Consider the following 9,251-nt stretch of genomic DNA (forward strand, 5'->3'; position numbering starts at 1 on the left):
AGGGGTTTTCCCCTCCAGCTTGACGTGATGTTGAGGCGTGCCGGGCGCCGCGGCACGCCGTCAAGACTGGTGGGAACTCGTGGAGGCGGGCAACTTGCATTCCTGCAGGTCATGCCCTTAACGCGAGGGGTGGGCCGGTAGGTTGCCCACCAAGAATTGGTGGGCAACCTACCGGCCCACCCCTGCGGCCAGGGCATGGGCACGCCGTGCTCAAAAATGTGTGATGCAGCTCACGTCATGAGTTGATGGTTCGTCACGCATGGTCGCTGACCGGCTTGTTGGACACCCGATCTCATCCAGTGACGCCGGTGTCAGTGAGCAGTTGTTGTTGGCCGGGGTGGAGAGTGCTCCATTGACTACGTTGGGCGTTGGCCCACCGTAGGAGTGTGTCGGGGAGGGGCTCGTTGCCCCTGATCGTGGCGCGGTATTGCTGCCAGGTGCGGTGCCAGGTGTAGGGCCAGGGTGGGTTCCACCACGGGTCCAGGCTGGTGAGAGCGGCTCCGGTGGTGGCGGAGAGGGTGCCGGCGCGGGCTTTGCGGCGTTGCTGGCCCAGCCATTGGCCGAGGGGGAAGCCGGCTTGTCGGGTGTGCTTGTCGGGGGTGAGGTGGCCGTGCTGGGCGGCGTAGGCGTGTGCGTGGTGGAGTCCGGGGCTGGCGGGGTAGGAGCGTGTGGCCGGGGCGGGTCGTTCGCCTACGGCAGCGTGGGGTGTGATGCCGAGGGTGGTCAGGAGGTCCTGCTGGCCGGGGTGGAGATGCTCCCAGGACTCCTGCTGGACACGGGCCCAGTGGCAAAGGCTTCGGGGGAGGTTCGTGGTCGGTAGGCCGTCGGCACCTGTAGCTGCCGTGCGGAGTCGGTGGTAGGCCTGCTGCCATTGCAGGGGCCAGGGCGGGTTCCACCACGGATCGATCATGGTCAGGGCTTCGGCCCGGGTGGGGGAGAGGCGGCCCTGGCGGGCGCGTCGTCGTTGCCAGGCCAGCCACTTCCCCAGCTCGAACCCGTCGAGGACGGTGCTGGTGGGCGCGGCGATATGGCCGTGTTCGGCCGCGTAGGCGCGAGCTTGTGCGAGTGCGGTGTCCAGAAGATCGGGCTCGGTGCGGGGAGCTGGTGGTTGGGCGGCTCGGGCTGTGTCGGCGGTGATGCCGATCTTGGTCAGCAGGCGGTGCTGTTCGGGGTGGAGTGTGCCGTAGTCGGTGCGCTGACGCCTCAGCCAGCCGGCCAGCTCCTTCTCAAGGCCCGGAATGCCGGTACCACCACTGCTGTCGGCTGCGGGCGCGGACTTTGACCGCTCGCGTACGCGGCTCCAATTGCGTTGCCACTCCAGGGACCAGGTCGGGTTCCACCAGGGGTCGAGCGCTGCGAGGAGTGTGCTGACCGGCCATGTCCCGCCTGTACTGCGACGGTGCTCCCGCGCCTGGCGGCGCTGTTCGCTCAGCCACCGGCCCAGCGCAAACCCCTCAAGGCAAGCCTTTTGGGGCGTGGCGAGGTGGCCGTGTGCGGCGGCGTACGTGCGTGCGTGGGCCAGCCCGGGGCCCGTACCGCAGAGCCGGGCGATGATCTCGTGGGGGCGAGTGGCGGCGGTCTCGGCGGTGATGCCGATCTCCGCCAGCAGATGCTGCTGCGGGGGATGCAACTGCTTGTAGCCGGTGCACTGTACGGACAGCCACGTGGCCCAGCCGTCACTGCCGTCCGGCCAGCCCTCTTCTGCAGCCCCTTGGTGCCGGTCTTGGGCATGAGTGCGGATCCGGTGCCAGGTTCGCTGCCACGCCAAGGGCCACGGCGGGTTCCACCACACGTCGATTGCGTCGAGCACCTGAAGGTGCGCTGGTTCGTCCTGGCGGCGGGTGAGGCAACGCTGGGCAGCGAGCCACTTCCCGAGCAAAAACCCCTGGTACGAGACGTTCTTGGTGGCCAGGGCCAGGCATCCGTGTTCGGCGACGAAGGCGCGCGCACAGGCAACAGCCGTATCGATGCCCGCGGTCCGGCTCGTTCGGCGCGGGCGTGCGCTGCCGGCGGCCTGGGCCGTGATGCCGATGTCGGCCAGCAGACGGCGCTGTTCGGGGTGGAGTGAGTTGTAGTCGGTGCACTGCAGGTACAGCCACTCCCCGGTCAGCACGTGGGTGTCGGGGAAGCCGTCGGCGGCGTTGAGGGGGCCGTGGCGTCTGACGTGGTCGCGGGCGCGGTAGTAGGAGCGCTGCCACTTAACCGACCAGGGGATGTTCCACCACGGATCCACCTCCTTCAGGGCAGCGGCCTTTTCTTCAGGCAGGGCCAAGGCGTGGGACTGCTGGTTGTGCACCCATTTCCCCAGGGAGAAGGAACCGACTCGCGTGTCGCGTCGGGTGGCGAGGTGGCCGTGCTGGGCGGCGTAGGTACGCGCGTGGGCCAGGCCGACGGCGAAGGCCCCGTCGGCGTGCACGCTGTGGCCCCGCAGCCGTTTCTGAGCCGGCAGACCCTCTGTGCCCGCGGTCTGCCGACGCTGGTAGCCCGCGAGAACGTCGGCGAGAGGCCGAGGCCGGAGCGCCAAGGGGACCTGCCACAGCCGCTGTTCGGCGTCTCCACGGCCGCCCTTGGTACGGATGCACTGGTACGTCCAGGAAAACAGCGGTCCGTGGGTGCAGGCGGCTAGACGCTCGGTGAGCCACGATCGTCGCAGGCGATGGCCCAGCTCGCTGGGCACGCAGGGCACATCAGCCACCCGGTAAGGGAGGTGACCACCACCGTCAGCAGCGACACGGAGCCGCCAGGCCCGGCTGGCCAGAAGCGTGGCGAGGGCGACGGTCTCGGGGTAGGTGACCAGATCCCGCGCCAGGATCCGCCACCGCAGCGGATCCTCGCCCTCGGGCATGGCCGCCTCCAGCCGCATCGCCCACAGGCGCTCCTCGGGCCACTTCTGCGCCCACCACGAGGCGGTGACCGCCTCAGCAACCTCGAACGCCGAAGCAGCGACGGGGGAGCGGCGCAGCAGCCTGCGGTGATCGGCCTGCGCCTGGACCACCTCCGGGCACCCGGCCAGCCCCACAACACGGCCCCCGCTGCCAGGCACGCCCATCAGCCAGCACCGGTGGCGAGGGCAGACTCGCTGGTGCGCCGCCAGGTACACGCGGGCTGGTGCAACGCGACCGGTCCGCGCAGCCACACAGCCCGGGCACGCCGGACCCCAGGCAGCAACCGTCTCCACCCCGTTGTGGAGCCGCGCCGCCGGCCTCTCCGTCGAGGGGCCCAGCGGCTCCTCCCGCGTCCAGGCCGGCAGCGCACGGCGTATGTCCACCTGCGGCACACGGCACAGCGCCGCGACCCGGTCCCGGGCCGCGGCGTTCAAGAACACCTCACTGTCGCCCTGCAGAGCCCCGACGACGCTCTGCTGGCCGGCCACTTCGGTGACCGACGACAGCAGACTCCGCACCGTCAGCCCGTACCTGTCCGCGATCCGCCCCAGGAACGACAGCGTCATCTCACCCTGCAGGGGAGCCACCCGAAAGGCACCCGAAGCCAGCAACCGCTTCCCCACCCATCCCGTCGCGTGTGACAGCTATCGTGCTTCGGCTCACCCGAGCCGGGGCCGGGCCTGCGAGCCGGGGCCAGGTCAGTAGTCGAGGTCGAGGTAGTCGATGTCGTTGAGGGTGACGTCGGAGAGTCCCATGGCGCGGTTTCCGCCGTCCTGGAAGTAGATGTCCTTGAAGCCTTCGGCGATGATCTGGCGCATCTGCTGGTCGCTGGCTCCGGCGTCGCGGGCGTCGAACAGACGTTGCGCGTAGTGCGCGGGGAGGCGGACGGTGAGGCGGCGGAAGCGTCCGTCGTCTGTCGTGCCGATCGGCGCGGTGTAGCCGAACCGGGCGCGGGTCTCGACCGTGATCCCGGTCGTGGCGGCCTGCTTGCGCCGGCGTTTGCGGACCTGGGGCTGCCAGCGCCGCCGCACGGCATCGTCGATCCTCGCGGCGATGCCCTTCGGCGGGTGCTTACGTTCGCCCTTGCGGTAACGCTCCACCGACCGCTGGCTGACCCCGATCTCCGCCGCGACGGCTTTGGTGGTCTTGAGTTGCTTGATCAGGAAGTTGATGCGGGCCTGGAGGGTCTTGGGTGGCTGGCGGGTGAAGGCTTCCCGGTCGGCGCGTTCGATGGCGTCGTCGATCTCTCCCACAGCGCCTACTCGCCTTCGTCCAGGACAGCGTCGCCGCCCTTGATGTGACGGGCCGGGTTGAGGCCCTGTTCCATGAGGTCGACCGCCCACAGCATCGACTGAACGCCCTCCAGCTTCGCCAGGCCAGGTGTGGGCCCGAGGCGGAAGGCACCGGGCTGGGGCTTGCCGGAGGCGGCGTAGGGCAGGAAGTCGAGCGGGCTGTCGCCCGGTGAGGGGTAGACGACGCAGTCGGACAGCACGGCGAGCGGGTACAGACCCGTCATCGTGGCCATGTTGCGCATCTTGCGGTGCATGTTGACCCGGGCCTTGGAGATGACGGCGGCGCGGATGTCGGGGCGCCAGGTGGGGCGCTGCAGGGCCGGCCACCGCTCGCCCTCCTTGTAGCGCTTGCCCTGCGGGCGTTCGCGGAGTTTGCCGATGCCGCCCTTGATGGTGGCCTTGATGGCAGCCAGTACCGCCGCCAGGGCCGGGTCGACGTCCTTGTGCCGCTCCATCGCCGCCAGGAACTCCGCGTCGGTCAGGTCCTTGGTGACGCCGAGGTCGGCGAGGGTGTCGACGTAGGCGGTCTTGAGGCGGTCGTGCCACGGGTCCAGGTACGCGCCGGTCTCGCGGCGCAGGTACGCCTCCATAGGCTGGACGTTGTAGCCGAGTTCCTGGGCGTAGGCGACGGTGTGTGTCTGGTACCAGGCCGGGCCCGTGGGCCGGGTGCCGTCCGGTGTGAACGGTGAGGGCAGGCGCGGGTCCACCTCGATGTGCGAGAGGTCGACCAGCCAGCTCCCGGGGATCTTTGGGTTGAAGGCCGGGGCGTGGAAGTGGTCGGGGGCGGACAGGCCGACGACCAGGCGGGCCGCGGCGGCGAGGAAGGCGGTGTTGAGGTCCAGTCCGACCGCGTACGGCAGGGTGCACTCCTCATCGGTGAGCAGGTCCACCGGCCGCACCCACTGGTACGCCTCCTCGTTCAGGAAGCCACCGGTCCAGCCGCTGTTTACGACGACGGGGTGCTCAGCGGTGGCCTCCGGCGGAGCCGGGTCCATCGGCTCTGTGCCCAGCGAGCCCGGGTTGTGGCCGGGCACCCAGTTCCCGGTCGCTTCGTCGCGCATCGCGCGGGTGGGCGGGCGCAGCGCGGTCATCAGCTCCAACCCGGAGACGGCGGTGGATCCGCGCGGGGTGATGACGCGGGTGGCGTAGACGCCGAGGACGCGGGCGATGTCGGCCGGCTCCATCTGGCTCACGCCGGGCCAGGACCGCTCGTCGAGGGCGTCCCAGGACAGGATCGCGAGCTGCACGCACTGCCGCTCGCGGCCTTGGGCCTTGCGGTAGATCCTTGCCCAGGGCCCGAACCCGCGCTGGGTGAGCCGCCACTTTGCCTTCACCACCTGCTTAACCACCGCATGATCCTCGGGGAGACGCAGGGACCGGCGCTGCTCATGGCCCTCCAGGCGCTCCGGCAGTCCGAGCTTCACGGCAGCCGCGGCGGTAAGGACGATCAGCGGGTCGCTGTCCTTGCCGTAGCGGTTCAGGCGCGGCGCTCCGAGGCCGGACTCGCGCAGCGTCCACTCCACCAGCTCCACCACCGTGGTCGCCGGGCAGTCCAGCACGATCCCGTCCACGCCGTACGCGCAGCCGTCACCGTCCAGCACCGCGAGCGGACCGTGCGGAAACCGGGGATCGGCTGCGGGCTGCGCCGTCTTCTTCGCGGCCGGACGCCGCGATGCCGAAGCGAGCCGAGAGGTGCCGGCGGGGCGCGCCAGCACCGCAGCCGGAACGGCGGGAGCCTGCGGGGCGTCTGGCGTCTCCACCCTGGCCGCGGCCGGCTCGGCAGACGCCGCGGGCGCCGTCGCGGCAACCGAGGCTGCCGGAGCCGCGCCGGGGGCAGGGTACTTCGCCGCCCACCCGTTCAGCAGCCGCTGGTATGCGTCCAGGCGCGGCGACTTCGGCTCGCTGCGGCCGTTCTCCCAGTTTTTCACCGACTGGGTTGTCGTCTTCAGCGCGGTGGCCAGGCGGGCCTGCGTGATGCCGGCGGCTTCACGCAGCCGGGCGCGCTCCGCCGGAGGCGGCAGTTGCGGCTCCTCGTTCAGCAGTGCGTCGACGGACGCGAACAGCTCTTCCTCAGAGGCCATGACCCTGTACCCTCACTCCAGGCAGGCATTGCTTAACCACAAACTTATCCCGTTCCTTAGCCTTCAAGGGCCCATTCCAGCCCTTGCGCGGCGAGTGCAGAGAGCTTGTCGGTGGTGAGCTTCGCGCGGCGGCTTTTTTGGTTCATGATCCACACTCCAAGCCGGACCTCGGCCCCGTCCTCCAGTCGCTCTACATGGGTCCTGGGGACCTTCACAGAGCCTGTGCGGGCTCTGTATTGCGCGAGGGCCGCCAGGCCCCGCTCGAACGTCGTGGAAGCCCTTGTGGGCTCCTCCGGCGCCGGGGCGAGCGGTGTGATGCCGAGTTGCTCCAGGCGTTCGCGCTGTCCGTCGGTCAGGGCCTGCCAGACCTTCGGCGTCCGCTGCCGGGCCAGCCACTTGCCGATGTCCATGCCGTGGACCGTGACGCCAGGCAGGACTTCCGCCTGGCCCTCTTCCTCGGCCACCAGCTCGCGCAGTGCGGCGTAGTGCCGCTGCCAGTCGGCCGGCCACGGCGGGTTCCAGTCCTCGTCGACCTCCTTGAGCGCTGTCGCCCACGCGGGGTGGCCGTCCAACGCACCCGCGCGGCGCAAATTGCTCAACCACTGTCCTACCGGTCTGGACAGGGCCACTGCGGACCTCGGAGCGCAGAGAGTCCAGTGCTGGTCGTAGTACGCCTTCGCGGCCTCCAGGTTCTCCTGGAACCGCTCATCGGCCAGGGACCAGACCATGCCCAGCTTCTCCAGCCGCCGGGCGCGCAGGCCGCTCATCTGCCCCGCGCCGTAGGCCCGTCGCTGTTCCGCCACCCATGACCCAAGAGGGTATGCGCCCTCTTTATGACCATATGGGACTCTGGCATGCTGCTCACGCTCCGTGAACTTCTTCAGCGCCGCCCAGCCCCTCGCCCAGTCTTGCTTCTCCGTGTCGATCACATTGAAGCTGACCCAGTCCGCGACCATCACCGGGTCACGCGGAGCCGCGAAACGGAGCAACAGACGAGATTCTTCCTCGCCTTCCTCGGGCGCAGAGCCGATGTTCATGGACGGCTGCGCCACGTCCTTCTGCGGCTCCTGCGGAATCGCTAGCAATTCCACGGCCTCTTCATCATGAGCCCGAAGACCTTCGAGTACCTTCACCAAAGGCCGATACGATGCCGAGGTGAACATGTCTTCCGGCTTCTCTCCCGGCTGGAGAAAAACCGGCACGATCAAAGAAGCCAATTTCCCCTGCCCCGGCTTCTGCCGCAAAGCACGTCCGATGGCCTGCACGATGTCGTGAGGCGCCCCCTTCGGGTCCAACAGGGCCACACTGTCCACGGCCCTGATATCGACACCCTCACCCAGGACACGACAATTCGACAGCACCGCGCGCCAGGCGGTGGAGCCGAACTCACCCAACACGCCGCGCCGGCGCTCCGGGACGTGCTCCCCGCACAGCCAGTCCGCCCAGATCTTCGCCGGGTACTTCTCCGGCTGATCGGCGTGCAGCTTCGCCGCCACACGCTCCAGGCCCTCCGCATACGCCTGTGCCTCCATCGTCCGATGGTGGAAGGTGATGCAGGTCTGAAGGCTGTGCTGCGCCATCGTGTGCAGCAGCGCGGCCTGCAAGGCTCCCAGCCGCTGCCCCCGCACTTCCTCGCTGCGCCGCTCCTCACCCATCAGCTTCTCCGGGGTGACGACCGGGTCCTGGAGCTCCAGCACGATGATCTGGTACCGCGCCAGCAAGCCGCGGGACACGGCCGACGCGAGGCTGAGCTTGTAGAGGACGGGGCCGAACACGGCCTCGTCATCCATGGAGGCCGCCATCTCCTCCGGCAGCGGATCCCGCACCCCTTCGGCGACCTCCCAGTTGGGCCGCTCCTGCCAGATCCGCGGCGTCGCCGTCAGGTACAGACGGCGGTGCGCCGGGATGACGGTCTGGTCGTGGATGTCCGCCCATGCCTTACCCATCGAGCCACTTGCCCTGTGGGCCTCATCAACTACGGCGAGGTCCACGGGGTCCAACTTCTGGCCGTAGACGCCCTCGAAGGCCTCCGCGAGCACGCCCAGACTGGCGTAGGTCGCGTAGATGGTGACGGGCCCCTGGCCGTGCCACAGCGCCAGCTGCACGGGGTTCGTGGTGGAGCGCACCTTCAGGCTCCACAGCTCCGGGTCGTCCTGGAGCGAGCACACGGCAACCGCCGGCCCCTTGTGCCCGGCCTCGTGCCACGCCTTCACCGTCTGCGCCAGGAGATCCAGCGTCGGCACCAGAACGAGAATGCGCCCCTTGGGCACAATCCGCTTAGCCGACGCCGCCGCAATAATCGTCTTCCCTGTGCCGCACGCGGCGTGCACCTGCCCGCGCAGGCCATTGAAAGGAATACCGCCCGGCGGGATATCGAGGCCGCGCACAATAGCGGCAACGGCCTCGATCTGATGGTCACGCAGTTTCACGGCCATGCCCCGTGTTCTCCTTTTCGCGGAATGGTTCGCGTAATCAGAAAGGAAATCCCGGCCCGGCGGGTGCGGCTCGGGGGGTGTGGTGTCTGTACCCAGACTCTACACAGTGCATCACCGTGATGCATCCTCCTTTCGTCAACTTCCACCCCCAGGGTGATGCATGGCCGAATCTCACCCCGTAGAGGCCGGTTGTCCTGTATCCTGGCGGGGTGTTGTTGGGCTTGGCCATGCAGGCTTCGGGAGTTGAGGGGGTGTCAGGGTGGAGCGTAAGCGGAACCCGTCACTGCGGTGGGGCCGGCACCCGTCGTGCCGATGGTCCGTCACCTCCGTTGCGGGGGTGGTGGCTGGGATTCCCAGTGGCTACACAGGCCCGAGCGTGATGCACCTCCCCTTGCTGCCAGCTGTGGCGACCGCGCTTGCGCGGGTGCCCTCAATTCGCGCTTGCGCGAATTGACGCTCCGTCGGAATTCCGTTTACGGAATTCCATTCCCGCGTTTACGCGGGAATTCGAATTGCGCTTGCGCAATTCGCGCTCTATGCCCCGGCTTGCCGGGGCAT

At 68.9% G+C, this 9,251-nt stretch carries 4 protein-coding genes; all 4 read right to left on the reverse strand.

All coding sequences use genetic code 11. From position 1 onward, the window contains the following. Nucleotides 1-292: 292 nt before the first annotated feature. The 4 genes from ACFQZ6_RS35320 to ACFQZ6_RS35335 all read right to left on the reverse strand — a co-directional run bounded on the left by ACFQZ6_RS35320 (nucleotide 293) and on the right by ACFQZ6_RS35335 (nucleotide 8,693). Nucleotides 293-3,508 carry a Helicase associated domain protein gene (locus ACFQZ6_RS35320; RefSeq protein ID WP_381617949.1) on the reverse strand — a complete coding sequence of 1,072 codons (3,216 nt, stop codon included), beginning with the start codon at nucleotides 3,506-3,508 and terminating at the stop codon, nucleotides 293-295. A 75-nt stretch (nucleotides 3,509-3,583) separates the two neighbouring features. Further along, a complete protein-coding gene (gene tpg, locus ACFQZ6_RS35325; RefSeq protein ID WP_033314517.1) occupies nucleotides 3,584-4,138 on the reverse strand; it encodes a telomere-protecting terminal protein Tpg in 555 nt (184 codons plus the stop codon). A 5-nt stretch (nucleotides 4,139-4,143) separates the two neighbouring features. Next, on the reverse strand, nucleotides 4,144-6,258 hold the full coding sequence (tap, locus tag ACFQZ6_RS35330) for a telomere-associated protein Tap (RefSeq protein WP_381617953.1): 2,115 nt from the start codon (nucleotides 6,256-6,258) through the stop codon (nucleotides 4,144-4,146). Nucleotides 6,259-6,314: 56 nt separating this feature from the next. Next, nucleotides 6,315-8,693: a DEAD/DEAH box helicase gene (locus ACFQZ6_RS35335; protein WP_381617957.1), complete on the reverse strand. Its 2,379-nt coding sequence runs from the start codon at nucleotides 8,691-8,693 to the stop codon at nucleotides 6,315-6,317. Nucleotides 8,694-9,251: the final 558 nt, after the last annotated feature.

This window comes from Streptomyces flavalbus (assembly GCF_042674625.1).
GTDB classification, from domain to species: domain Bacteria; phylum Actinomycetota; class Actinomycetes; order Streptomycetales; family Streptomycetaceae; genus Streptomyces; species Streptomyces flavalbus.

Bases quoted from the DNA above. Each gene is read 5' to 3' on its own strand.
- tap (WP_381617953.1), bottom strand. From the start codon at position 6,258: ATGGCCTCTGAGGAAGAGCTGTTCGCGTCCGTCGACGCACTGCTGAAC.
- ACFQZ6_RS35335 (WP_381617957.1), bottom strand. From the start codon at position 8,693: ATGGCCGTGAAACTGCGTGACCATCAGATCGAGGCCGTTGCCGCTATT.